Annotated in this window: 21 protein-coding genes; 15 read left to right on the top strand and 6 right to left on the bottom strand. The window is 74.4% G+C overall.

Annotated features, from left to right (window positions below):
- The 5 genes from ACH4OA_RS10485 (at nucleotide 1) to ACH4OA_RS10465 (ending at nucleotide 5,766) form a co-directional block, all read left to right on the top strand.
- Nucleotides 1–1,854: an acetyl/propionyl/methylcrotonyl-CoA carboxylase subunit alpha gene (locus tag ACH4OA_RS10485; protein WP_397968586.1), complete on the top strand. Its 1,854-nt coding sequence runs from the start codon at nucleotides 1–3 to the stop codon at nucleotides 1,852–1,854.
- 7 nt (nucleotides 1,855–1,861) lie between these two features.
- The gene (locus ACH4OA_RS10480) at nucleotides 1,862–3,022 is read left to right on the top strand and encodes an acyl-CoA dehydrogenase family protein (RefSeq protein ID WP_397968583.1); all 1,161 of its coding nucleotides are present in this window, start codon (nucleotides 1,862–1,864) and stop codon (nucleotides 3,020–3,022) included.
- Nucleotides 3,023–3,165: 143 nt separating this feature from the next.
- Nucleotides 3,166–3,903 (top strand): enoyl-CoA hydratase family protein, encoded by a 738-nt coding sequence (locus tag ACH4OA_RS10475; RefSeq protein ID WP_397937694.1) that lies wholly within the window; start codon nucleotides 3,166–3,168, stop codon nucleotides 3,901–3,903.
- Nucleotides 3,891–4,496, top strand: coding sequence for a TetR/AcrR family transcriptional regulator (locus ACH4OA_RS10470; protein WP_365876240.1), 606 nt, complete (start codon nucleotides 3,891–3,893; stop codon nucleotides 4,494–4,496). Before ACH4OA_RS10475 ends, ACH4OA_RS10470 begins: the two co-directional genes overlap by 13 nt.
- A gap of 244 nt (nucleotides 4,497–4,740) precedes the next feature.
- Nucleotides 4,741–5,766 (top strand): isopenicillin N synthase family dioxygenase, encoded by a 1,026-nt coding sequence (locus ACH4OA_RS10465; protein WP_397946171.1) that lies wholly within the window; start codon nucleotides 4,741–4,743, stop codon nucleotides 5,764–5,766.
- Nucleotides 5,767–5,921: 155 nt separating this feature from the next.
- Here ACH4OA_RS10465 and ACH4OA_RS10460 read toward each other — a convergent pair whose 3' ends face one another.
- Nucleotides 5,922–7,022, bottom strand: coding sequence for a citrate synthase 2 (locus tag ACH4OA_RS10460; protein WP_365876244.1), 1,101 nt, complete (start codon nucleotides 7,020–7,022; stop codon nucleotides 5,922–5,924).
- A gap of 175 nt (nucleotides 7,023–7,197) precedes the next feature.
- Between ACH4OA_RS10460 and pdxH the strand changes: the two genes are divergently transcribed.
- Nucleotides 7,198–7,884: a pyridoxamine 5'-phosphate oxidase gene (pdxH, locus tag ACH4OA_RS10455; protein ID WP_365876246.1), complete on the top strand. Its 687-nt coding sequence runs from the start codon at nucleotides 7,198–7,200 to the stop codon at nucleotides 7,882–7,884.
- Nucleotides 7,885–8,264: 380 nt separating this feature from the next.
- Complete coding sequence (locus ACH4OA_RS10450; protein WP_397937697.1) at nucleotides 8,265–9,674, top strand: PAS domain-containing protein; 1,410 nt, start codon at nucleotides 8,265–8,267, stop codon at nucleotides 9,672–9,674.
- A gap of 74 nt (nucleotides 9,675–9,748) precedes the next feature.
- Here ACH4OA_RS10450 and ACH4OA_RS10445 read toward each other — a convergent pair whose 3' ends face one another.
- A complete protein-coding gene (locus ACH4OA_RS10445) occupies nucleotides 9,749–10,504 on the bottom strand; it encodes an SIS domain-containing protein (protein WP_365876250.1) in 756 nt (251 codons plus the stop codon).
- 378 nt (nucleotides 10,505–10,882) lie between these two features.
- Between ACH4OA_RS10445 and ACH4OA_RS10440 the strand changes: the two genes are divergently transcribed.
- On the top strand, nucleotides 10,883–11,575 hold the full coding sequence (locus ACH4OA_RS10440; RefSeq protein WP_030734521.1) for a metal-dependent transcriptional regulator: 693 nt from the start codon (nucleotides 10,883–10,885) through the stop codon (nucleotides 11,573–11,575).
- Between the two features lie 273 nt (nucleotides 11,576–11,848).
- The gene (locus tag ACH4OA_RS10435; RefSeq protein WP_397968580.1) at nucleotides 11,849–12,814 is read left to right on the top strand and encodes an alpha/beta fold hydrolase; all 966 of its coding nucleotides are present in this window, start codon (nucleotides 11,849–11,851) and stop codon (nucleotides 12,812–12,814) included.
- Between the two features lie 170 nt (nucleotides 12,815–12,984).
- Here ACH4OA_RS10435 and ACH4OA_RS10430 read toward each other — a convergent pair whose 3' ends face one another.
- Nucleotides 12,985–13,650 (bottom strand): bifunctional DNA primase/polymerase, encoded by a 666-nt coding sequence (locus ACH4OA_RS10430; protein WP_397937703.1) that lies wholly within the window; start codon nucleotides 13,648–13,650, stop codon nucleotides 12,985–12,987.
- Nucleotides 13,651–13,949: 299 nt separating this feature from the next.
- Here ACH4OA_RS10430 and ACH4OA_RS10425 point away from each other — a divergent pair, with 299 nt between their 5' ends.
- On the top strand, nucleotides 13,950–15,335 hold the full coding sequence (locus tag ACH4OA_RS10425) for a transcriptional regulator (RefSeq protein ID WP_365876256.1): 1,386 nt from the start codon (nucleotides 13,950–13,952) through the stop codon (nucleotides 15,333–15,335).
- 203 nt (nucleotides 15,336–15,538) lie between these two features.
- The gene (locus ACH4OA_RS10420) at nucleotides 15,539–17,302 is read left to right on the top strand and encodes a hypothetical protein (protein WP_397968578.1); all 1,764 of its coding nucleotides are present in this window, start codon (nucleotides 15,539–15,541) and stop codon (nucleotides 17,300–17,302) included.
- 31 nt (nucleotides 17,303–17,333) lie between these two features.
- Here ACH4OA_RS10420 and ACH4OA_RS10415 read toward each other — a convergent pair whose 3' ends face one another.
- Entirely contained in the window at nucleotides 17,334–18,650 is a 1,317-nt protein-coding gene (locus ACH4OA_RS10415; RefSeq protein ID WP_397946167.1) for an ABC transporter substrate-binding protein, read from the bottom strand.
- A 118-nt stretch (nucleotides 18,651–18,768) separates the two neighbouring features.
- Between ACH4OA_RS10415 and ACH4OA_RS10410 the strand changes: the two genes are divergently transcribed.
- Nucleotides 18,769–19,269 carry a hypothetical protein gene (locus ACH4OA_RS10410; RefSeq protein ID WP_365876262.1) on the top strand — a complete coding sequence of 167 codons (501 nt, stop codon included), beginning with the start codon at nucleotides 18,769–18,771 and terminating at the stop codon, nucleotides 19,267–19,269.
- Nucleotides 19,270–19,316: 47 nt separating this feature from the next.
- Entirely contained in the window at nucleotides 19,317–20,201 is an 885-nt protein-coding gene (gene purU / locus ACH4OA_RS10405) for a formyltetrahydrofolate deformylase (protein ID WP_365872470.1), read from the top strand.
- Between the two features lie 58 nt (nucleotides 20,202–20,259).
- On the opposite strand, the gene ACH4OA_RS10400 is transcribed toward purU, so the two are convergent.
- Nucleotides 20,260–20,778, bottom strand: coding sequence for an EF-hand domain-containing protein (locus ACH4OA_RS10400; protein ID WP_365872472.1), 519 nt, complete (start codon nucleotides 20,776–20,778; stop codon nucleotides 20,260–20,262).
- 184 nt (nucleotides 20,779–20,962) lie between these two features.
- Complete coding sequence (locus ACH4OA_RS10395) at nucleotides 20,963–21,343, bottom strand: STAS domain-containing protein (protein WP_365872474.1); 381 nt, start codon at nucleotides 21,341–21,343, stop codon at nucleotides 20,963–20,965.
- 335 nt (nucleotides 21,344–21,678) lie between these two features.
- Here ACH4OA_RS10395 and ACH4OA_RS10390 point away from each other — a divergent pair, with 335 nt between their 5' ends.
- A complete protein-coding gene (locus ACH4OA_RS10390; protein WP_397937711.1) occupies nucleotides 21,679–22,236 on the top strand; it encodes an RNA polymerase sigma factor in 558 nt (185 codons plus the stop codon).
- Nucleotides 22,233–23,663 (top strand): maleylpyruvate isomerase N-terminal domain-containing protein, encoded by a 1,431-nt coding sequence (locus ACH4OA_RS10385; RefSeq protein WP_397968576.1) that lies wholly within the window; start codon nucleotides 22,233–22,235, stop codon nucleotides 23,661–23,663. The genes ACH4OA_RS10390 and ACH4OA_RS10385 overlap by 4 nt, the downstream gene beginning before the upstream one ends.
- Nucleotides 23,664–24,014: the final 351 nt, after the last annotated feature.

Genomic DNA, 24,014 nt, shown 5'->3' with positions numbered 1-24,014 from the left:
ATGATCTCCAGTGTGCTCGTCGCCAACCGGGGCGAGATCGCCTGCCGGATCTTCCGCACCTGCCGCGAGGCGGGGATCCGGACGGTCGCGGTGCACTCCGACGCCGACGACAACGCGCTGCACGCGCGCGTGGCCGACGCGGCGGTACGGCTGCCGGGCGCGGCGCCCGCCGAGACGTACCTGCGCGGCGACCTGATCGTGCGGGCGGCCCTGGCGTCCGGCGCCGACGCCGTGCACCCGGGCTACGGCTTCCTCTCCGAGAACGCCGGTTTCGCCCGCGCCGTCCTGGACGCCGGCCTGGTCTGGATCGGCCCGCCCCCGCAGGCCGTCGAGGCCATGGCGTCCAAGACCCGCGCCAAGCGGCTGATGGGCCTCGCGCCCCTGGACCCGGCCGCGGTGACCGAGGGCGACCTGCCGGTCCTGGTGAAGGCGGCGGCGGGCGGCGGGGGGCGCGGGATGCGGATCGTGCGCCGCCTGGAGGAGCTGGAGGCGGCGCTGGAGGGCGCGCGCGCCGAGGCCGCGAGCGCCTTCGGTGACGGCGAGGTGTTCGTGGAGCCGTACATCGAGCGCGGCCGCCATGTGGAGGTGCAGATCCTCGCCGACACCCACGGCACGGTCTGGCCGCTCGGCACCCGCGACTGCTCGCTCCAGCGCCGCCACCAGAAAGTCGTCGAGGAGGCCCCGGCGCCCGGACTCACCGAAGGGCTCGTGAAGGAGCTGCGCACGCTGTCCGTGCGCGCCGCCCGCGCCGTCTCGTACGTCGGTGCCGGCACGGTCGAGTTCCTGGTCGCCGACGGCCGCGCCCACTTCCTGGAGATGAACACCCGCCTCCAGGTCGAACACCCCGTCACCGAGGCCGTGTACGGCATCGACCTGGTCGCCGAACAGATCCGGATCGCCGAGGGCCACGCCCTGGCGAAGGAGCCGCCCCCCGCGCGCGGCCACGCGATCGAGGCCCGCCTGTACGCCGAGGACCCCGCGCACGGCTGGGCGCCCCAGACCGGCACCCTGCACCGTCTCGCCGTACCGGACGGAGTCCGCCTGGACACCGGCTACACCGACGGCGACACCATCGGCGTCCACTACGACCCGATGCTCGCCAAGGTCGTCGCCCACGCCCCCACGCGCGCCGAGGCGGCCCGCAGGCTCGCCGGCGCGCTGGAGTCCGCCGCGGTGCACGGCCCGGTCACCAACCGGGACCTGCTGGTCGCCTCCCTGCGCCACGAGGAGTTCACGGCGGCCCGCATGGACACCGGCTTCTACGACCGCCACCTCGCCGCCCTGGCCGAGCCCGCCGCCGACCCGTACGCCCCGCTGGCCGCCGCCCTCGCCGACGCCCACGGCCGCTCCCGCTTCGGCGGCTGGCGCAACGTCCCCTCGCAGCCGCAGGTGAAGCGGTACGCGATGGCCGGCCAGGAGCACGAGGTCCGCTACCGGCACACCCGTGACGGCCTCGCGGCCGACGGCGTGCGGGTCGTGCACGCCGACGCGCGGCTCGTCGTCCTCGACGTGGACGGCGTACGGCGCAGGTTCACGGTCGCCCGCTACGGCGACCAGATCCACGTCGACACCACCCGCCTCACCGCCCTGCCCCGCTTCCCCGACCCGGCCGCCCGGCTCGCACCGGGTTCCCTGGTGGCCCCCATGCCGGGCACGGTCGTCCGGATCGCCGAGGGGCTGGCGGAAGGGGCAACGGTTCAGGCCGGCCAGGGCCTCATATGGGTGGAGGCGATGAAAATGCAGCACCTGATCTCCGCCCCGGTGGCGGGCACGCTCACCGCCCTGCACGCCGAACCGGGCCGGCAGGTGGAGCCGGGCACCTTGCTCGCCGTCGTACAGGAACCCTCTTCCTAGGAGCCCCATGTCTCCCGTCATCGAAACCGAAGAGCACCAGGACCTGCGGTCCGCGGTGGCCGCCCTCGGCAAGCGCTACGGCCGGGACTACGCCGTGCGGACCGTCGCCGAGGGAAAGCACCCGTCCGCCCTCTGGTCGGAGGCGGGCAGACTCGGTTATCTGGGAGTCAGCCTCCCGGAGGAGTACGGCGGCGGGGGCGGCGGCATCGCCGAACTCTCCATCGTGCTGGAGGAGCTGGGAGCGGCCGGCTCACCCCTGCTCATGCTCGTCGTCTCCCCGGCCATCTGCGGCACGGTGATCTCCCGCTTCGGCACCGAGCGGCAGAAACGGAGCTGGCTGCCCGGCATCGCCGACGGCACCCGCCTGATGGCCTTCGGGATCACCGAACCCGACGCCGGCTCGAACTCCCACCGCATCACCACCACGGCCCGGCGGGACGGCACCGACTGGCTGCTCACCGGCCGCAAGGTGTTCGTCTCCGGGGTCGACATGGCCGACGCCGTCCTGATCGTCGGCCGCACCGAGGACGCCCGCACCGGGACCCTCAAACCCTGCCTGTTCATCGTCCCGACGGACGCCGAGGGCTTCCGCAGGCACCCGATCGACATGGAGATCAACGCGGCGGAGAAGCAGTTCGAGCTGGTCCTGGACGACGTACGGCTGCCGGCCGACGCCCTGGTGGGCGACGAGAACGCCGGGCTGCTCCAGCTCTTCGCCGGGCTCAACCCGGAGCGGATCATGACGGCCGCGTTCGCGATCGGCATGGGCCGCCACGCGCTCGGCAAGGCCGTCGCGTACGCCCGCGACCGCACGGTCTGGAAGGCACCCATCGGCGCCCACCAGGCCATCGCGCACCCGCTCGCCCAGGCCCACATCGAGCTGGAACTGGCCCGGCTGATGATGCAGAAGGCGGCCCACCTCTGCGACGCGGGGGACGACACGGGCGCGGGCGAGGCCGCCAACATGGCCAAGTACGCGGCGGCCGAGGCCTGTGTGAAGGCCGTCGACCAGGCCGTGCACACGCTCGGCGGCAACGGCCTCACCCGCGAGTTCGGCCTCGCCTCGCTGATAACGGCCGCACGCGTGGCCCGTATCGCCCCGGTGAGCCGGGAGATGATCCTCAACTACGTCTCCCACCAGACCCTGGGCCTGCCCAAGTCCTATTAGGCACCCCGTGTCATGGCGGAACCGTGATCCACAGGGCATCGGAGGTCCCGCACACCTTCGTCGCCCGCCGGATCACCTTCTACCGGCACCGTCCCCCGCGCCGCCTCCCGCAGGACCCCGCGCGGACAGCTCAGGGAGCACCCATGACCGACCTCGTCACCCGCACCCGCGCGCGGGGCGTCCACACCCTCAGCCTGGACGCCACCGGGACCCGCAACGCCCTGTCCGCCGCCCTCGTCGCGGAACTCTCCGGAGCCCTGGCCGACTGCGCCGGGGACCCGGACGTCCGCGCCGTGGTCCTCACCCACACCGGTACGACGTTCTGCGCCGGCGCCGACCTGCGCGACCCGCCCGATCCGGCCGCCCTGGTGGCGCTGCTGCGGCAGCTCGTGGAGCTGCCCAGACCGGTCGTCGCCCGGGTCACCGGCCAGGTCCGCGCCGGCGGCCTCGGCCTGCTCGCCGCCTGCGACATCGCCGCGGCCTCCCGCACGGCCGGCTTCGCCTTCACCGAGGTACGCCTCGGAGTCGCCCCCGCCGTGATCTCCCTCGCGGTGCTCCCGCGCGCCGACCCCCGCGCCCTCGCCCGGTACTGCCTCACCGGCGAACGCTTCGACGCGGCCGAGGCCGTGCGCCTGGGCCTGCTGACCATGACCGCCGACGACGTCGACACCGCCCTCGCCCCCGTCCTGGACGGCCTGCGCCGTTCCGCGCCCGAGGCCCTGGCCGAGACGAAACGGCTGCTCACGGCTAGGGTGCTGGAGACATTCGACCGGGACGCGGCGGAACTGACCGCGCTCACGGCCCGGCTGTTCTCCTCCGGCGAGGCCCGGGAGGGGATAACGGCCTTCCTGGAAAGACGTGATGCGGCATGGGTGGTGTGAGTACGACCGAACGCGAGCGCGTTCCCAAGCAGGACCGCAGCCGGGCCACCCGGCAGCGGCTCCTGGAGGCCGCCGTGGCCTGCCTCGCCGCACACGGCTGGGCGGGCTCGACGGTCGCCGTCGTCGCCGAACGCGCCGGCGTCTCCCGGGGCGCCGCCCAGCACCACTTCCCGACCCGCGAGGACCTCTTCACCGCGGCCGTCGAGTACGTCTCCGAGGAACGCTCCCTCGCGCTGCGGGCCCTGTTCCCGGACGGCCCCGCCGACCGCCGGGCCGTCGTCGCCGCCCTCGTCGACCTCTACACCGGCCCCCTCTTCCGCGCCGCCCTGCACCTGTGGGTCGCCGCCTCGAACGAGGAACAACTGCGCCCGCGCGTCACCGAACTGGAGGCCCGCGTCGGCCGCGAGACCCACCGCATCGCCGTCGACCTGCTCGGCGCCGACGAGTCCCGCCCCGGCGTCCGGGAGACCGTCCAAGGGCTCCTCGACATGGCCCGCGGCCTGGGCCTCGCCAACCTCCTCACCGACGACACCGCCCGCCGCGAACGGGTCGTCGCCCAGTGGGCGGACCTGCTGGGCCAGGTCCTGGACTGAGCCGTCCGCGACCACGCGGCCGTCCGGCCGGGGCCGGCAGCCGGCGCGTTACCCTTGGCCCATGCTTCCGATGCTCGTCCGCCGCCGCCACGTGGACTACGTGCGCGTCACGAGCATGGGCTGTCCGCGCCTCGCCGCCTGACAGCCCCCTGCATCTCCCTTTTTCTTCCCTTTTTTCCGGCACCGGGGGCCGCCCACACCCTCCGGCGGCCACCCGTGCCCCGTAGACCCCGCGGACGCACCCATGACCACGCACACAGCGCCGTCGTACGACCAGCTCCCGATCATCGACCTCTCGGCCGCCGGCCGCGGCCCCCGGGACCGCGCCCTGCTCCACGCCCGGCTGCACAGCGCTGCCCACGACGTCGGCTTCTTCCAGCTCGTCGGACACGGCGTGACCCCGGCCGAGACCGAGGCGCTGCTCACCGCCATGCGCGCCTTCTTCGCCCTCCCCGAGGCCGACCGGCTCGCGCTCGACAACGTCAACTCCCCGCACTTCCGCGGCTACACCCGCACCGGCGACGAACGCACCGCCGGCGCCCGCGACTGGCGCGACCAGCTCGACATCGGCGCCGAACGCCCCGCCCGGATCCCCGGCCCCGGCGAACCCCCCTACTGGTGGCTCCAGGGCCCCAACCAGTGGCCCGCCGCCCTGCCCGGACTGCGCACCGCCGCCCTCGCCTGGATCGACCGGCTCAGCGCGGTCGCCCACCGCCTGCTGCGCGAGCTGCTGACCGCGATCGGCGCCCCCGCCGGCTTCTACGACCCGGTCTTCGGCGACCACGCCCACCCACACCTCAAACTCGTCCGCTACCCCGGCAGCGCGGCCGACGGCACCGGCCAGGGCGTGGGCGCCCACAAGGACTACGGCTTCCTCACCCTGCTCCTCCAGGACACCGTCGGCGGCCTCCAGGTCCAGCGCGAGGACGGCCGCTTCCACGACGTACCGCCGGTCGAGGGCGCCTTCGTCGTCAACCTCGGCGAACTCCTGGAAGTGGCCACCGACGGCTACCTCCTCGCCACCAACCACCGCGTCGTCAGCCCGCCCGGCGCCACCGAGCGCTACTCGGTCCCGTTCTTCTACAACCCCCGCCTGGACGCCAGGATCGAGCCCCTGCCCTTCCCGCACGCCTCCCGGGCCCCCGGCATCACCGCCGACCCGGCGAACCCGCTGTACGCCGAGTACGGCTACAACGAACTCAAGGGCAAGCTGAGGGCCCATCCGCTGGTCGCCCGGCGGCACCACGGAGACCTGCTGACACCGGCGTGACCGCCGGCCCCGGAGGGCCGCTCCCCTGGGGATGCACCCCGAGGGGCTCTCCGGGGCACGGGGAACCGGGCGAGCCACCACGGCCCGCCCACGCGCCCCACGGGTGCGCCTCCCGCCCCCGCGCCCCGGGTGCTCCTCCGCCCCGGACGCCCCGCTCAGCGGGCGATGTCCGGGTACCCCTCGATGTCCTCGGGCCGTCGCGGACCCGGCCCCATGTACCGCGCCGACGGCCGCACCAGCCGCCCCGTCCGCTTCTGCTCCAGGATGTGCGCCGACCACCCGGCCGTCCGCGCGCACGTGAACATCGACGTGAACATGTGCGCCGGAACCTCGGCGAAGTCCAGCACGATCGCCGCCCAGAACTCCACGTTGGTCGCCAGCACCCGGTCGGGCCGCCGGCTGTGCAGCTCCTCCAGCGCCGCCTTCTCCAGCGCCTCCGCCACCTCGAACCGCGGCGCGCCCAGCTCCCGCGCCGTCCGCCGCAGCACCCGGGCCCGCGGGTCCTCGGCCCGGTACACCCGGTGCCCGAAGCCCATCAGCCGCTCACCACGGTCCAGCGCCTGCCGCACGTACGCCTCCGCGTCACCCGTGCGCTCGATCTCCTCGATCATCCCGAGCACCCGCGACGGCGCACCGCCGTGCAGCGGACCCGACATCGCGCCGACCGCGCCCGACAGCGCCGCGGCGACGTCCGCGCCCGTGGAGGCGATGACCCGGGCCGTGAAGGTCGAGGCGTTCATCCCGTGCTCGGCGGCGGACGTCCAGTAGGCGTCCACGGCCGCCACGTGCTTGGGGTCCGGCTCCCCGCGCCAGCGGATCATGAACCGTTCCACCACCGAGTTCGCCTTGTCGATCTCGCGCTGCGGCACCATCGGCAGCCCCTGCCCGCGCGCGGACTGGGCGACGTACGACAGGGCCATGACGGCGGCCCGCGCCAGGTCGTCGCGGGCCCGCCGCTCGTCGATGTCGAGCAGGGGCCGCAGCCCCCACACGGGGGCGAGCATGGCCAGCGCCGACTGCACGTCGACGCGGATGTCACCGGAGTGCACCGGGATCGGGAACGGCTCGGCGGGCGGCAGACCGGGGTTGAAGGCGCCGTCGACCAGCAGGCCCCACACGTTCCCGAACGACACCTGGCCGACCAGGTCCTCGATGTCGACGCCCCGGTAGCGGAGGGCGCCGCCCTCCTTGTCCGGTTCGGCGATCTCCGTCTCGAACGCGACGACCCCTTCGAGTCCGGGTACGAAATCGGACATCAGGCGGCTCCTCGTAGCTGTGGGCGGCGGTCACCCCGGTGATGCCCCGGCCCGCCGGTGGTCACCCGTGGTCAACCCGACCGCAAAGGGAGCAGCACGATAGCGCCCGGTGCCACGCTTGGGGAGACCACACGACACCGAGTGCCATACCCGTTCGATACGGCAAGATGACCGCGTGACCGACCGCGACCCGCTTCCGGACCCCGTCCTCGACCCCGCCGCCATGCGCAAGCAGTACCGGGCCGACGGCCTCGCCGAAGAAGACCTCGCCACGCATCCGATGGACCAGTTCGCCCGCTGGTTCGAGGATGCCGCCCGGGCGGCCCTGCACGGCACGCTCTACGAACCCAACGCGATGGTCGTCTCCACGGCCGACGCGGCGGGCCGCCCCAGCTCCCGCACGGTCCTGATGAAGCAGTACGACACCGAGGGCTTCGTCTTCTACACCAACTACGGCTCCCGCAAGGCCCGCGACCTCACGGAGAACCCGCACGTCGGGCTGCTCTTCCCGTGGCACCCGCTGGCCCGCCAGGTCATCGTCACCGGCACCGCCCGGCGCACCGGCCGCGACGAGACCGCCGCCTACTTCCGCACCCGCCCGCACGGCTCCCAGCTGGGCGCCTGGGCCAGCGCCCAGTCCACGGTGATCGCCTCCCGCACCGAACTCGACACGGCCTACGCCGCACTCGAGGCCCGCTATCCGGACGACGAGAAGGTTCCGGTTCCGCCGCACTGGGGCGGCTTCCGCATCGCCCCGGAGACGATCGAGTTCTGGCAGGGCCGCGCCAACCGCCTGCACGACCGCCTGCGCTACACCGCCCGGCCGGACGGCACCTGGCGGATCGAACGCCTCAGCCCCTGACCTCCTGGGCGACAACGCAGACGACCCGCGGGCTGGGTCCCTCGAAAGAGGAGCCGGCCGGACGTACCGGCAGCCCGCGGGTCGGGTGACTGCTATGGGATTGGGCCGACTGCACGCGGTGATCGCGCACGGGTCCGGCACCGCACATGCCGTGGTGACGGGCCGCTAGCCCGCAGCCACCTCACGCGTCCGGTTCTCATACATCTGCCGAACCACCTCCCTTCTCGTGTACCGACAGACTAGGAAGCGTCCGCGAGCCGCTCAACTCTTTTTTCTTACGGGAACAGGGTGTGGGCTGGGTCACGTTCCAGTTGAATGAAGGACGGTGGCGAACCGAGCGCCGTATGTGTGGACGCGGACGCAGTTTTCAGGGGGTCCAGGTGAGTGCTTCGCGGCGGAGTGGGGCCACGGACGAGCTGGGGCCGGACGAGCCCGGCGAGCCGGGTTCCGATCTGCTCGCCGCCCTGCTCGACGGCATGGACGCGGCGTTGTGCGCGTTCGACGCGGACGGGGTCGTCACGCACTGGAACCGGGAGGCCGAGCGGATCCTCGGGTGGACGGCCGACGAGGCCGTCGGGCGGCACGGGTTCGCCGGGTGGGCGGTGCGCAGCGCCGACGCCGAGGAGGTGCAGGCCCGGCTGATGGCGGCGATGCACGCGCCGGGCCGGCAGGTGCACGAGTTCGCGCTGGTGACCAAGGACGGCGGGCGGGTGCTCGTGCGCACCCAGTCCGCCGCCGTGCGCGGACCCGACGGCAAGCCCGCCGGGGTGTACTGCGCGTTCAGCGAGGTGCACGCGCAGATCGACCTGGAGCGGTCGATCGCGCTGAGCGAGGCCCTGTTCGAGGACGCGGCCTGGGGTGTCGTGCTCGTCGACGCCGATCTGCGGCCCGCCGTCGTGAACGCCTACGCGGCGCGGGCGCTGGGCGTCGGGCGGACATCGGCGCTGGGCCGGCCGCTGGGCGAACTGCTCGCGCAGGGCGCGGAGGAGCTGGAGGCCGCGCTGACGCACGTCCTGGCCGAGGGCGCGCCGCCGGCGCCCGCCGAGATGTGGGTGGCCGTGCGGACCGCGGAGGGCGAGCGGCGGCGCTGCTGGCGGAACGGGTTCCTGCGGCTGGCCTCGCCGCTGGCGGAGGAGCCGGTGCCGCTCGGCGTGGGCTGGCTGTTCCAGGACGTCACCGAGGACAGACAGGACCGGCAGGAGGCGTCCCTGCTGCGGTTCCGCTCGAACCAGTTGCACCGCGCGGCCCGGGCCGCCGCCGAGTGCGACGACCCGGTGGAGGCGGCCGTCGTCCACCTGGACTTCGCCCTCGCCGGGTTCGCCGACCACGGGCTGGTCGACCGGGTGACGGGCCCGGCGCGCGCGGAGGGCGACGGGTCCGGGGAGCCGGTCCGGCTGGTGCGGCTGGCCACCACGCCCGCCGGGGCGCCGGGGCCGAGCCTGCTCACGGGCGCGGCCGGGCTGCCGGTGCGCTACGGCGACGGCCATCCGGCGGTGCAGTGCGTGCAGCGGACCGGGTCGGTGCGCGCGGACGCCGGGACGGTGCCGGCCGAGCGGGCGCGGGAGTGGGCGCTGGAGCGGCAGTGGCCCGCCGACGCGGTGTACGCGCTGTGCGCGGTGCTGCGCAGCCGGGGGCGGACGCTGGGCGTGGTGACCTTCCTGCGCGCGGCCGGCCGCAGCCGTTTCGAGCGGTCCGACACGGCGTACGCGGAGGACGTGGCCGTACGCATCGCGACGGCCCTGGACCTGGCGGACGTGCTGCGGGAGGCGGCCGGGGGAACGGCCCGCTGAAGGCGCTCGTGGAGGGTCCGGCGAGGGGGAGCCCGCCGGGTTCCGGGTGCGGTCGGCGACGGTGTCCGGTGGGGTCAGCGGCGGTAGAAGATGCGGTCGCCGTACTCCGCCATCACCCGGCCGTTCCACTCGTGGCCGCCGTCGACGTTGCCGCTGCGCAGCAGGGGCGGCTCGATGCCGCGGTCGGCGAGGGCGGCCGCGGCGGTGGCCATGACGGCCTGCATCAGGGCGGTGGTGACGACCGTGGAGGCGGGCGCGAAGGGCGCCGGGATGGTGTCCAGGGTGAGTTCCGCGTCGCCGACCGCGATCTTGGAGTCGAGGACGAGGTCGCAGTGGTCCTTGAGGAAGGTCCCCGAGCCGTGCCGGGAGGTGGTCTGCGCGGCGTACGCCACCGAGGTCACCCCGATGACCCGCAGGCCCCGGGCGCGGGCGCTCTGGGCCATCTCCACGGGCAGGGCGTTGCGGCCGGACAGGGAGATGATCACGAGGGCGTCGCCGGCGCGGACCGGTGAGGTGTCCAGGACGGCACTGGCGAGGCCGTCGACGCGTTCGAGGGCGGAGCCGAGGGTGGCCGGGGTGACGTCGACGCCGACGACGCCGGGGACGGCGAGCAGGTTCATCAGGGCCAGGCCGCCCGCGCGGTAGACGACGTCCTGGGCGGCCAGCGAGGAGTGCCCGGCGCCGAAGGCGAACAGGCGGCCGCCGGCCGCGACGGTGTCGGCGAGCAGGGCGCCGGCGGCGGTGATCGCTCCGGCCTCCTCGTCGCGGACCCGTTGCAGCAGGCCGATGGCGGCGTCGAAGAACAGGTCGGCAGCCGTGCCGTCGCTCATGCGGTGCCCCTTCGCAGCGTCTGTGTCGCGGATCACGGTGCGGTCTGGACCAGTGCGGTGTCAATACGGCCGGAGGGCACGGTCGCGCCGGGTCACGACCGTCAGGGGAACGCCTGGGCGCGGGCGTTGTGGCTGAAAACACGCGCCTGGGACGGGAGGCCGGTCCGGAGTCGGTGGGCGCGTTCCGGCCATGTGCGCCCGGCCGGCCGTCGCGCCGCGCGCCCGGCGGTGCCGGCCCGCGCACCGCCGTCACCGCGCGTACCCTCCACCACGGCGGGGTTTCCCCGGCGCCGCCCGCTTGTCAGTGGGATCCGGCAGAATTGGTGTCAGGGCCAGCGCACGCGCGAGGCTGCCGGCAGAGGTAATCGAGGGGCACGTATGTCCGGACTGATCGACACCACGGAGATGTATCTCCGCACCATCCTCGAACTCGAAGAGGAAGGCGTAGTCCCCATGCGCGCCCGCATCGCGGAGCGGCTGGACCAGAGCGGGCCGACGGTGAGCCAGACGGTGGCGCGTATGGAGCGCGACGGTCTGGTGTCCGTGGCCAGCGACCGGCACCTGGAGCTGACGGAGGAGGGACGCCGGCTGGCGACGCGCGTGATGCGCAAGCACCGTCTGGCCGAGTGTCTGCTCGTCGACGTGATCGGGCTGGAGTGGGAGCAGGTGCACGCGGAGGCGTGCCGCTGGGAGCACGTGATGAGCGAGGCCGTGGAGCGGCGCGTGCTGGAGCTGCTGCGGCACCCCACCGAGTCGCCGTACGGCAACCCCATCCCGGGCCTGGAGGAGCTGGGCGAGAAGGACGGGGCGGACCCGTTCCTGGACGAGGGCATGGTGTCGCTGGCCGACCTGGACGCGGGCGCGGACGGCAAGACGGTCGTCGTCCGCCGGATCGGCGAGCCGATCCAGACGGACGCGCAGCTGATGTACACGCTGCGCCGGGCGGGCGTGCAGCCCGGCTCGGTGGTGAGCGTGACCGAGTCGCCCGGCGGAGTGCTGGTGGGCAGCGGCGGCGAGGCCGCCGAACTGGAGGCGGACGTCGCCTCGCACGTGTTCGTCGCCAAGCGCTGAGACGAGGTGAGGGCCCCGGCGCGCTGGGCGCCGGGGCCTTGCCCTCCCCCGTGCTGACCCGGAGCCCCGAGCTCTCAAGGTCATTCCCTTCGGACCGGCTTTTCCCCGAGCGGTCCGCCTCCCGCAGAAGAGATCCCCTCCGGTGCGGCGATCATTCACCGACGGGTGTCACTCAAATGAGGGGTGTTGTCCGCGGAGACGGATCTTTCGAATAGGTATTCGATAACCTGAGGCGACTGGACGGCGACAGGCGGAGCTGGGGGTGCCAGGCCGATGGCACGGCGTATCGATGTGACGGGAGCGGGCGGGGTGCGCCTGGCCGCCTGGGAGTTCACCGATCCCCTGGAGCCGGAGCCGGAGCCGGAGCCGGAGCCGGAGCCGGAGCCGGAGCCGGAGCCGGAAGCGCAGGCGGAGCCCGGACCGCGGTCGGGGCCCGGCGCCGAGGCGTCCGGGGTCACGGCGGAGTCTGGCGCTCCGGGCGTGCTGTTACTGCACGGTCTGATGGGCCGTGCCTCGCACTGGGCGGCCACCGCCCGCTGGCTCGCCGGACGCCACCGCGCCATAGCGCTCGACCAGCGCGGCCACGGCCGCAGCGAGAAGCCCGGCCCGCAGGCGTACACCCGCGAGGCGTACGTCGCGGACGCCGAGGCCGCCGTCGAACAGCTCGGTCTCGCCCCGGCCGTCCTGATCGGCCACGCCATGGGCGCGCTGACCGCCTGGCAGCTCGCCGCCAGACGCCCGGACCTGGTGCGCGGCCTGGTCATCTGCGACATGCGGGCCTCCGCGCTCGGCGCGGCCTCGCAGCGCGAGTGGGCCGAGTGGTTCGGCTCCTGGCCCGTGCCCTTCGCCGGCCCGGCCGAGGTCCGCAAGTGGTTCGGCGAGGACGACCCGCGGGTGGAGCGGCCCGACCCGGCACGCGGCGCGTTCTACGCCGAGGTGATGCACGAGGCTGAGGACGGCTGGCGGCCGGTGTTCGACCCGGAGCAGATGCTCAGCTCCCGCGAGACCTGGGTGTACGACGCCCACTGGGACGAGCTGGCCCAGGTGCGCTGCCCGGCGCTGGTGGTGCGGGGCGTGGACGGCGAGCTGGGGCGGGCGGAGGCCCAGGAGATGGTGCGGGTGCTGCCGCGGGGCGAGTACGCGGAGGTCCCGGACGCGGGCCATCTCGCGCACTACGGCCTGCCGGTGGCCTGGCGGGAGGCCGTGGCACCGTTTCTCGACGCGCTGCCCAAGGGCTGAGGCGCTGCCCGAGGTCTGAGCTGTTGCCCGGGGGCTGAGGTGCTGCCCGGTTTCGTGGTGCTGCCCGGGCCGGAGGCGTTGCCCGCGCCGGTACACGCGTGGTGCCCCGCGGTCCCCTCGGGGACACCGGGCACCACGCCGGCGAGCGTCCGCGGACGGCGCGGCGGCCGCTACCGGTCCCGGCCGCAGGCGTACGCCAGGGGTGCGATCAGTTCCTCCGCGTCCGGCAGCCAGCGGTTCTCCGGGGTCGGCCGGCAGGCCCACTGCACGGCGCCCCGGGACCCGAACCGGGTGGGCGGCGCGGCCACGTACGCGCCCTCGCCCAGCGCCACCAGGTCCAGTGCCGCCGGCGACCACCCCTGCCCCCGCACCAGGTCCGCCAGCTTCGCCGACGCTCCCGGCAGGACGAAGAACTGCATCCGCCGGTCCGGGGTCAGCGTGACCGGTCCGAGCGTGCGCCGCATCCGTTCCATCCGGGCCATCGCCAGGAACCCGGCGCTCTCCGGGACGGACAGCGCGTCGAACGTGCGCCCCGTCGGCAGCAGGACCGAGGCCGTCGGCTGCTTCTGCCACATCCGGCGCACGGCGGTCGCGCTGCCGGTCGCCTGGGTGGTCCAGTCGGGGCGCGCGGGGTGCGCCCCCGGCGCGCGGCAGGAGGGGTCACCGCACGAGCAGCGCTGCGTCCCGTCGGCGTCTTCCAGCCAGGTGCCCGCGAACACGTCCCAGTGCCGCTCCTCGGCGTAGCGTACGGCGGCCTCCAGCAGGGATTCCCCGCGCTGCTGCGGAATCTGACCGGAAAAGTGAGGGTGCTGGGCGTCCGCGATCGTCTCTTCCACGCCCCACTCAACTCCCGCACCCACCCGGGGTTACGGCCGCGGCGCGCGCGGGGGAGGAGCATCGATTCGCCGCTCGGGGCGCATGGAGGCATGTCCGGGGGCGCGCGGGAGGAAGCGGGGCGTGTGCTGGGTAGCCAGGGCTGGGGTGGGCATCCGCCGTTACCCCGGCAAACCGCACATGTCGTGCATTGACGGTATGTCAGGTGGGCAGTGATCGAGCCGAACGGATCGTCTCGGCCGGAACTTCACGCTCCGGAGGATCGCAACGCTCCAGGAGACCGCACCGCAGGGGGTAAGCAATGGCCGCAAGGCCTCTCGTGGCGAGGCAGCCGAACGAACGGCTGCAGGCACTCATCCAGGAAGCGGGGTGCTCGAACGCCGGGCTGGCCCGGCGGGTCAACATGTGCGGCGCCGAGCACGGCCTCGACCTGCGCTACGACAAGACGTCCGTGGCCCGCTGGCTGCGCGGCCAGCAGCCCCGGGGCCGGGCCCCGGCGATCATCGCCGAGGCGCTCGGGCGCAAGCTGGGCCGTGCGGTCACGATCGACGAGATCGGCATGGCCAACGGCAAGAACCTCGCCTCGGGCGTCGGCCTGCAGTTCTCGCCGACGGTCCTGGGCGCCATCGAGCAGGTCTGCGAGCTGTGGCGCAGCGACGTGGGGCGCCGGGACTTCCTGTCCGGCTCCTCCGTGGCCGCCTCCGCGCTGGTCGAGCCCAGCCGTGACTGGCTGATCTCGGCGCCGGACGCCCAGGTGGCCCGGCAGGCCGGCCCGCGCGTGGGCCAGTCCGACGTGGCCGCCGTGCGGTCCATGACCCAGGCGCTGGTGGATCTGGACCACCAGTACGGCAGCGGGCACGTGCGCCCGGTCCTCGTGCACTACCTCAACAGCGTGGTCTCGGGGCTGCTCGCGGGCTCGTACCGGGAGGCGGTGGGCCGGGAACTCTTCGGCACGGTCGCCCGGCTGACCGAGCTGGCCGGGTACATGGCCGTGGACACCGGTCAGCCGGGCCTCGCCCAGCGGTACTACATCCAGTCGCTGCGGCTCGCGCAGGCCGCCGGCGACCGCGGTTACGGCGGTTACGTCCTCGCCGCCTCCATGAGCCACCTCGCCGCGCAGCTCGGGAACCCGCGGGAGATCGCCCAGTTGGCGCGGGCCGCGCAGGAAGGGGCGCGCGGGCATGTGCCGCCGCGCGCGGAGGCGCTCTTCCACGCCGCCGAGGCGCGCGGGCACGCCCTGCTCGGGGACGCGCGCGCGGCCCAGGCGGCGGGCGGCCGGGCGGTCGCGGCGATGGAGCGCGCGGACGGTGCCGCCGGGGACGACCCGGTGTGGATCGCGCACTTCGACGAGGCGTATCTCGCCGACGAGCTGGCGCACTGCCACCGCGACCTCGGGCAGCCCGAGCAGGCGGCCCGGTACGCCGAGCAGGCGCTGGCCGGTCATGCCCGGTCCCGGGCCCGCCGGCGCGCCATCGGCTATGTGCTGCTCGCCACCGCCCAGGTGCAGCAGCGCGAGGTCGAGCAGGCGTGCCACACCGGTATGAAGGCGGTGGAGCTGCTGGAGACGCTGCGCTCCAACCGAGGCGCCGAGTACCTGGACGACCTCCAGCAGCGTCTGGAGCCCTTCCGGGAGGAGGCGGTGGTACGGGAATTCGGGGCGCGCCTGGAACTCCAGCAGGCCGCGTGACACCCGTCCCGGGGCGCGCGGCGGACGGCACCCGGTGTCCGCCGGGTGCCGTGAACAGCGCCTCGCGGGGCGGATCCGTTACCGCTGACGCCGCCCGGCGGAGCACGGGCAAGATCACGTTTTGAGCTGCGTGGCACCCGGCTCGGGGGACCCGGTAGCGTGAGCCGACGATTTCACAAGGTCCCCCATTGGTAGGAGTCCCGGTGACGCAGAGTGGACAGGGCGAGGAGCCCTCGGCGCGGCCCGCGCGCGAAGGCATCGTGCTGCCCTCCGACGGAGGCGAGCCCCTGCTGCCGGGCACGACCGCGCCGCCCGCGCCCGCCGCCCCGGCCGGCGGCCAGACCTGGGACGGTTCCTGGGGCTCCGGGCAGCAGGCGGCCCAGCCCGGTCAGGGCTGGCCCCCGGCGGCGGCCCCGCAGTGGACCGGCCACGACCAGCAGCCCCGCCCCGCGGCGGGCCCCGGCCCCCTGCCCCCGGAGGGCGCCCCGGCCCCGTCGTACGGCGGCCAGACCCCCGGCTACGACGGCCAGGCACCCGGTGGCTACGACGGTCAGACGTCTGGCTACAACGGCCAGACCTCCTCCTACGACGGCCAGGCTCCCGGTTACGACGGCCGGAGCGGTTCCTACGCCGGACAGCCCGGCCCGGGCGCGGCCCAGCAGTCCGGGTACGGCACGCCGGACCCGTACCAGCAGCACCAGCAGCCGCAGTACCAGCAGATACCGGAGCACCAGCAGCCGTACCCCGGGCAGTCCGCGGCGCCGCTGCCGCCCGCCGCGTACCCCCACGCCGGTGCCCCGCTGCCGCCGCCGGCCGACGCCGCGACCCAGTACCTCCCGCCGGTTCCCGGGGCGGGCACCGGCCCGGCCGCCGCCGAGGGCGCCACCCAGTACCTGCCGCCCGTGCCGGCCGAGGGCGCCACCCAGTACCTCCCGCCGGTCGCCGCCGGGCCCGCGGGCCCCGGGGACGCGGAGGCCACGCAGTACATCCCGCCGATGGCGGCCGGCGCGCTGCCGCCGCAGCCGGGCGGCGACGAGACCCGCTACCTCGGCCGGGCGCCCCGCCCGCAGGCGCCCGCGCCCGCCGACGCGGAGGCCACGCAGTACATCCCGCCCTACGCCGCGCAGGCGCAGGGCGGCGACCGGCAGCCGCCCGCCGAGTTCGACAACCTCTTCCGCGGTGGCCCGGCGGGCGACGACGGCCCGGCCGGCTCCACCCAGCAGCTCCCGCGTGTCGAGCAGCCGGACGCCTATCCCGGCGCGGCACCGGGGTCGTACCGGCCGGCTCCGGCGGCGTACGACGCGGAGCCGGGCCACGACGGCGGCGGCCGGCGCGGCGGCCGGTCCCGGGTGCCGCTGATCGCCGCCGTCGGTGTGGGTCTGATCGTGGTCGGGGTGGGCGTCGGCGCGCTGCTGAGCACCGGCGGCGGCAAGGACGACACCCAGGACGCCGACCAGACGGTCGCCGCCACCTCCCCGGCCGCCCAGCCCTCCGCCTCGCCCACCGCCGACCCCGCGCGGGAGCAGGCGGTGGCGCTGGACAAGCTGCTCGCGGACAGCGGCAGCAGCCGGGCCTCGGTCATCCAGGCGGTGTCCGACGTGCGCGGCTGCGACAACCTCGACAGGGCCGCCGCCAGCCTGCGGGACGCGGCCAGGCAGCGCGGCCAGCTCGTCACCCGGCTCAACCGGCTCTCCACGGACAAGCTGCACGCCCAGGGGCACCTGCGGGACGCCCTGACCAAGGCCTGGCAGGCGTCGGCAGCGGCCGACAACCACTACGCGGCCTGGGCCGACCAGGCCAAGGGGCACAAGGGCTGCCACAAGGGGCACGCCCGGACCACCGGTGAGACGCAGGCCGGCAACCGCGACAGCGGCACCGCGAGCCAGCAGAAGGCGAAGGCGGCGCCGCTGTGGAACGCGATCGCCAAGCAGTACGGCCTCACCCAGCGCCAGCCCACCCAGCTGTGACGGCCGCGGCGGGCCCCGGCACCGGGGCCCGTCAGGGCACGTCGGCGTGCGCCAGTACCGAGGTCATGTCGGCGACCCCGTTCCGGCCGCCGTCCTGCCCGGCCGCGACCAGCTTGCCGTCCCGGACCACCTGGAGGGTGACGTCGGCGTTGACCAGCCGCGGGAAGCCGACCGAGGCCAGCTCGCCGTCGTAGGGCCAGCGCAGGGGCGGGGTGAGGCCGCCGGTGGAGACCCGCAGCCCGTCGTTGAGGGTGTGCCGCACGGTGTCGGCGCTCACCTCGTCGTCGCCGATCCGCTCCAGCACGGCCCTGAGCACGGTGTAGGCGATCCACGTGGTCTGCACCCCGGCGTCCGCGGGATCGATGCGGTCGTCGTCGAACGCCTCCTCGTTGATCACCTTCTTCATGGGGTCCCAGCGCGGATCGGAGGCGGCCGGGTACCAGCCGGTGATGTACGACCCCTCGTACGGCCCGGACGCCCCGCCGGTGGCGTTGATCACCGTCTGGTCGACGCTGCCGAGCACGGTCGCCGTGCGCACCTCCGGGAAGTCCTGGCGGGAGCGCCGGAAGGAGTCCATGAAGGTGTCCGTGCGGTCGCCGAGCGCGGGCACCACACAGCCCTCCCCGGCCGCGCCCTTGGTCGCCGAGCGCAGCGCCCGCTCGGCCTGGTCGCCGTACTCGGTGGCGTCCTCGGCGGCGAGCTGGTCCCGGGCGTCCGGGTGCCCGCCGGCCTTCAGGCCCGAGTCGAGCAGCGCGGGGAGCTGGTCGCCGGCGATGCTGTCGGGGCGGACCAGGGCGATGTCGCCGCAGTTCGCCGCGAGGGCCTTGCCGAGACCGGCCAGAAGGGCGGGCTGGCCGCCGTTGACCGGGTAGGACATGGTGCCGGTGAACTCGTCGTTGGTGACGCCGTAGCCGCCTATGTAGGGGATGCCGGCGCCTTCCAGCGGGGCCAGGAAGGAGTCGCCGAACTGGCTGTAGGAGCCGACGACCGCGACCACGTCCTCGGCGGCGGCACGCTTCGCGCACTTCGCGGCGCCGACGCTGTCGTTGTGGTCGTTGCAGGTCAGGACCTCCAGCCTGTGGCCGTGGACCCCGCCGTGGGCGTTGACCCACCGGGCGTAGGCGAGGGCCATCGCGGGCATGCCGGGCTTGTTGGTGGCGTCGGTGTCCTGCGGGGCCCAGGTCATCACCCTGACCGGATCGTCCCCGGAGCCCCCCGTGGCACCGGGGACGATCCCGCACGCGGCGGTGAGCGACGCGCACAGGGCCGTGGCGCCCAGGGCGAGGGCGGCGGCCCGGACGGGGCGGGGGTGGGCGGGAAGAGGGCTGGTGCGTCGCCTGCCGGTCATGGGCCCACACGATTCCCTCACACCGCTAACCGGGAAGTGACCCACGCGCAACGACGGGTGACTTCGCGGTGAATTACGGGGTCCGGCGAGGGGCGGGGGGCCGGGGAACGTACGATCGGTGACCGTGCAAGGTTCGGAGAACTCTTCCCGTCGCGGCCGTCGCTCCTCCACCATGGGCGGCATGCCCCTGAACGACATGCCGTGGTGGCGCTGGCGCAGCAACGTGCGCTCGGCGCTGCACATGCTCTCCGACCCGGTGTTCCAGCGGGACGTCTGGCTGGCCGGCGTCGACGGCTACGGCGACGTGACGGACGCCGTGTACCGGCTGGTGGAGGACACCTGGCTGGACAACTGGTCGGCGGAGAAGTACGTCGGCACCATCTTCCGGGACTCGCAGGAGGCGGCGCTCGTCGACACCGCCGTGCTGCGGGTGCTGCGGATCATGCACCAGGTCGGCCCGGACGCGCCGGTCTCCGCGTATCTGGAGCACTCGGGCTGGCCGGACGCGGTCCGGGCGGCGCGGGACGCGCACCTGCGGCTCGCGGCGAGCGACGGCGACGATCCGGACGCGCCGCCGCAGAGCCTGGAGATGCTGCGCATCCTGACGCGGTCCGCCTAGCGGACGGCGGGCCCGCGCGGGGTGGCCGGTATGGGACCCTGTAGTGCATGACCGATCAGTCCGCCTCCTCCGCCGCCGCGCCGGCCGACCAGTACGTCCTGACGCTCTCCTGCCCGGACAAGCAGGGCATCGTGCACGCCGTGTCGAGCTATCTGTTCATGACCGGCTGCAACATCGAGGACAGCCAGCAGTTCGGCGACCACGACACGGGACTGTTCTTCATGCGCGTCCACTTCTCGGCCGAGGCGCCGGTGACGGTGGAGAAGCTGCGGGCCAGTTTCGCCGCGGTCGGCGACTCCTTCCACATGGACTGGCAGCTCAACCGGGCCGACCAGCGGATGCGCATCCTGCTCATGGTCAGCAAGTTCGGGCACTGCCTGAACGACCTGCTGTTCCGGGCGCGGATCGGCGCGCTCCCGGTGGACATCGTCGGCGTGGTCTCCAATCACACCGACTTCCAGGAACTGGTGGGTTCGTACAACATTCCCTTCCACCACCTCCCGGTCACCAAGGACACCAAGTCCGAGGCCGAGGGGAAGCTGCTGGAGATCGTGCGCGAGGAGCAGGTCGAACTGGTCGTCCTCGCCCGCTACATGCAGGTCCTCTCGGACGACCTGTGCAAGCGGCTCAGCGGCCGGATCATCAACATCCACCACTCGTTCCTGCCCAGCTTCAAGGGCGCGAAGCCGTACCACCAGGCGCACGCGCGGGGCGTGAAGCTGATCGGCGCGACGGCGCACTACGTCACCGCGGACCTGGACGAGGGGCCGATCATCGAGCAGGAGGTCGAGCGGGTCGGGCACGGCGTGACGCCGGACCAGCTCGTCGCCCTCGGCCGCGACGTGGAGTGCCAGGCGCTGGCGCGCGCCGTCAAGTGGCACGCGGAGCGGCGCATCCTGCTGAACGGCCGCCGGACGGTCGTCTTCGCCTGAGCCGGGGCCGCGCCTGGAGGCCGGCCCGCGAGCCTGACGGGCCGGCTGGCGCGTGCGGTCAGGGCTGCTCCGGCATCGTGAAGTAACGGGCGAAGGCCGGTACGACGTCGGTTTCCCCGATCCTCCCGTCGCCGTCGGTGTCGAGCGCGCCGGCGCTCGTCTCGGCGAGCGGGTCCGGCACCCGCAGGGCGCGCAGCGCGCGGGCGGCGTCCGGGACGGTGACGCGGCCGTCGTCGTCGGTGTCGGCGACCGCCAGGGCCGCGTGCAGGAAGGGCCGGGCGATCTCGGCGAAGCGGCCGGGTCTGTCGCTCAGCCGCTTGACCGCGCCGCTGACGAACTCCGCGCGGGTGATGCGCTGGTCGCCGTCCCGGTCGGCGATCCCGGCCATGCCCTGCCAGAACGCCTCCGCGCCGGCGTACAGCGCCTGGCCCTTGGCGGAGCGGGCGGGCACGGCGAACTCGGCGAGCAGCGCCTTGGCCGCGGCGCTGAAGTCCTCGCGGTCGATGGAGCCGCTGCCGTCCTGGTCGAAGGTGGCGAACCGGGCGGCGATCCTGCGCTCGTACTCGGTGCTGACCATGTCTGTGGGGGCCGCCTTACGTGATGAGGGCCGTACGTGCGGTCCACCGGAGGTGAGGCTCCGCGGGACCTGGCGGGAGCGTACGACGAAGGTGGCCGGCGAATGGCGGAAAACCGGCGACTGTGCCAAGACCGGGGGAATTCCGCGGGAACGGGGTGACCGGGCCGCGCTGTCGTGCGCCCGCTCAGGCGGACAGCGGTCCCGCCTCGTCCGTGGTCGCGGAGTCGAGGTCGGGGCGGACGTCGAAGAGCCGGCGCACGCCGAGCGCGCCGAGGACGCGGTTGACGTGCGAGCCGTCGACGGCGCCCTGGTCCGGCAGGATCAGCCGCAGCCGGCCCTGGCAGGAGCGGATCAGCCGGCGCGCGGCGATCAGGACGCCGACCCCGCTGGAATCGCAGAAGAACACGTCCGAGAGGTCCACGACGAGGCTGTGGTGGCCCTCGGCGACGACGTCGTGCACACGCTGGCGCAGCACCGGCGCGGTCATCAGGTCCAGTTCCCCGGACACCTGGAGCACGGCCCACGCGCCCTGTTCGACGCCGGTCACCTTGAATGCCACGGCCACGCCTTCCGCTCGCCGGATCTCCCGGAACCGCCCGGAAACGGAAGCAGTTCCTACGTTTCCCTCCGCGCGGCTGCCCACCGGCCGTTCCCTGAAACGCGGGATGATAAACGGCAGATGATCGACAAGAGGTGTCTTTCAGTCACTATCGATCGTGTTTGATCAAAGACGTGCGTGCCTCGTGTGCAGGTTGTGTGAAGGGGGCAGTATCACCTGCGGCGCGTCCAGGGGCGCACATTGACACAAAGGGGCGTGCGCGGTCGGACCTGCCGACTACATTCGAGAGGACGGAGCCGCCAGGCTGGGCGGGGCCGGACACGGTGAGGGGAGGGGACCGCATGGCCGGAAAGCACGCACCGCCCCGCTGGGACCGCACGATGCAGCAGCGGCTCGCCCGCGGCGAGGCGGCCGCCCTCGGCGAACTGTACGACCGGTTCGCCTCCCTCGTGCACCACCTCGCCCACCGGGTGCTCGACGACGAGCGGGCCGCGGACGCCGTCACCCGGGACGTCTTCGCCCATGTGTGGGAGCGCCCCGACAGCTACGACCCGGCACAGGGCACGCTGCGCTCCTGGATGGCCGCCGTCACCCAGCGGGTCGCCGTGCAGCGGCTGCGGGACCGGGAGGAACGGGAGCGGCCGCGGCGCGAGGAACTGGAGAGCACGGTCCGCCGCGCCTCCGTCACCGCCCGCGCCGACTTCATCGTCCACTCCATGCCGGCCCCGCTGCGCGCCGCGCTGGACCTCGCCTACAACCAGCGCCGCGACTACCGCCGGACCGCGGCCGCCCTCGGCGTCACCGAGGACGAGGCCCGCCGCCGGCTCCGCCTCGGCCTCCAGCTCCTGTCCACCGCCCATGACGCCGGCACCCCGCCGGGATACCGGGGTGCGGTGTGAACGGGCCGGACCGTTCCGAGTCGCCCGGCGACGGGTACGCCGGCGGCCGTGCGGACGAGGGAGACCGGGGGCCCGGGGACGGCCCCCGGCGGGACGGGCCGCGCGGCGCACCGGACGGCCCCGGCGGCAACGCGCGCAGCGGGCCCGACGGACCCGGCCGTCCCGGCGGGCCCGGGGATCCCGGCCGCTCCGCCCGCCGTGACCGGCCCCGGCCCGCCACCGCCCCGCGCGTACCCACGCCCCGGGCCGCCGTGGAGGACAGTGGGGTGTCACTGTCCGGCCTCGCCGACCCGGGGGACCCCGCGCCCGTGCCGCCCGACCTGTCGCACGACGTCCTGAAGTCGCTGCTCGGCGCCTGGGCGCTGACCGCCTGCTCGGCCGCGGAGTCGGCGGCCGTGGAGGAGCACCTGGGCGACTGCGGCCCGTGCGCCGACGAGGCCCGCCGGCTGCGCGAGGCGGTCGGCCTGCTGCACCAGCCGGAGAGCCTGGACCTGGACCCCGGGCTGCGCACCCGGGTCCTGGGGAGCTGCCTGAAGCGCCGGCCGCCGCGCATACCCGTCCCCGGCTGGGCGGCGCCGTACGACGCCGAGAGCGCGCGACTGGACGCGCTGCTCCAGGACTTCGAGGACGAGGAGTGGCAGGCGCCGGTGCGGCTGCGGTGGTTCGAGGCCGACACCCCGGCGAGCCGTCGTACGACCGTGGCCGGGGTGATCGCGCACCTGCTGTCGGTGGACGGGCTGGTCGCCGTGGCGCTGGGCCTCGCGGACCCGCTGGCCGAGCCCGCCGGCGCCCCGGGGCCGGCCGGCCGTACGGAGGCGTGCTGGCGGGCCGCGCCGCGTCCGCCGGCCCGGTCGGTGCGCGAACTGTGGCGGGAGCAGAGCCACGGCCTGGTGCGCACGGTGTCGTTCACCGGCGGCCACGCGGGCGGACTCCCGGTGTCGTACGGCGACTTCGCCCTTCCCCTGCACGACGCGATGCTGGACCGCGCCTTCGAGTGCTGGGTGCACGCCGAGGACATCGCGCAGGCGGTGCACTACCCGTACGATCCGCCCGCGCCCCGGCATCTGCACCGGATGATCGACCTGGCGGCCCGCATGCTGCCGACGGCGCTCGCCGAACGCCGCCGCGCGGGCCTGTCCGAGCCGGGCCGGCAGACCCCGCACCTGGTTCCGGCCGGCGCGCCCGGCCGCAGCCTGCGGCTGGAGATCGAGGGCGAGGCCGGCGGCGAGTGGCTGATCCCGCTGGACTCGCCGGCGGCGGTGGGCTCCGCGGAGCTCGAGGTGGCCCATGTGGCGCTGGACGGCGTGGAGTTCTGCCGGCTGGCGGCGGGACACGTCGCCCCGGAGGACGCGGCGGCGGGCCTGGACGGCGACCGCCGGGCGATCCTGGACGTGCTGTACGCGACGGCGAGCCTGAGCCGCATGTGAGCGCGAGGCGGGACGGGCCCGGGCGGCTCGCCCCGCCGGTCTGCCGCCCTTGCTTTGGCCAAAGATGTTACGGATCGTGGCGCGGCGGCGTCACGGAGCGTCGATATCCGGTTGTGTCCTTCGCGTGACTCGTCACGGCCCGCGGTCACGCACCGCTCCGGTACCTTGTGGCAGATGCGAGAGGCTGCGCGGACGAGCCGGACCGGCGGCGCCCTTGGGGTGAAGCCGGGCCGTGCGGTGCGCGCCGCTGTTCGCGGGACGGTCGGAGCCGTCGTTCCCCGTCTGTTCGACTCCCCGGCGTGCGCGTCGCACAGTATGCCCCACGGGCACTCCTTCGTGCGGGAATATGCC

The organism is Streptomyces sp. NPDC017095 (assembly GCF_044332325.1).
GTDB lineage: Bacteria > Actinomycetota > Actinomycetes > Streptomycetales > Streptomycetaceae > Streptomyces.
Note: the sequence above shows the minus strand (reverse complement) of the source record. Positions and strands in the feature narration are given on the sequence as shown.

Coding starts and splice junctions, on each gene's coding strand:
- ACH4OA_RS10485 (WP_397968586.1), top strand. CDS start 1: ATGATCTCCAGTGTGCTCGTCGCCAACCGGGGCGAGATCGCCTGCCGG.
- ACH4OA_RS10480 (WP_397968583.1), top strand. CDS start 1,862: ATGTCTCCCGTCATCGAAACCGAAGAGCACCAGGACCTGCGGTCCGCG.
- ACH4OA_RS10475 (WP_397937694.1), top strand. CDS start 3,166: ATGACCGACCTCGTCACCCGCACCCGCGCGCGGGGCGTCCACACCCTC.
- ACH4OA_RS10470 (WP_365876240.1), top strand. CDS start 3,891: ATGGGTGGTGTGAGTACGACCGAACGCGAGCGCGTTCCCAAGCAGGAC.
- ACH4OA_RS10465 (WP_397946171.1), top strand. CDS start 4,741: ATGACCACGCACACAGCGCCGTCGTACGACCAGCTCCCGATCATCGAC.
- ACH4OA_RS10460 (WP_365876244.1), bottom strand. CDS start 7,022: ATGTCCGATTTCGTACCCGGACTCGAAGGGGTCGTCGCGTTCGAGACG.
- ACH4OA_RS10445 (WP_365876250.1), bottom strand. CDS start 10,504: ATGAGCGACGGCACGGCTGCCGACCTGTTCTTCGACGCCGCCATCGGC.
- ACH4OA_RS10440 (WP_030734521.1), top strand. CDS start 10,883: ATGTCCGGACTGATCGACACCACGGAGATGTATCTCCGCACCATCCTC.
- ACH4OA_RS10435 (WP_397968580.1), top strand. CDS start 11,849: ATGGCACGGCGTATCGATGTGACGGGAGCGGGCGGGGTGCGCCTGGCC.
- ACH4OA_RS10425 (WP_365876256.1), top strand. CDS start 13,950: ATGGCCGCAAGGCCTCTCGTGGCGAGGCAGCCGAACGAACGGCTGCAG.
- ACH4OA_RS10415 (WP_397946167.1), bottom strand. CDS start 18,650: ATGACCGGCAGGCGACGCACCAGCCCTCTTCCCGCCCACCCCCGCCCC.
- purU (WP_365872470.1), top strand. CDS start 19,317: ATGACCGATCAGTCCGCCTCCTCCGCCGCCGCGCCGGCCGACCAGTAC.
- ACH4OA_RS10400 (WP_365872472.1), bottom strand. CDS start 20,778: ATGGTCAGCACCGAGTACGAGCGCAGGATCGCCGCCCGGTTCGCCACC.
- ACH4OA_RS10390 (WP_397937711.1), top strand. CDS start 21,679: ATGGCCGGAAAGCACGCACCGCCCCGCTGGGACCGCACGATGCAGCAG.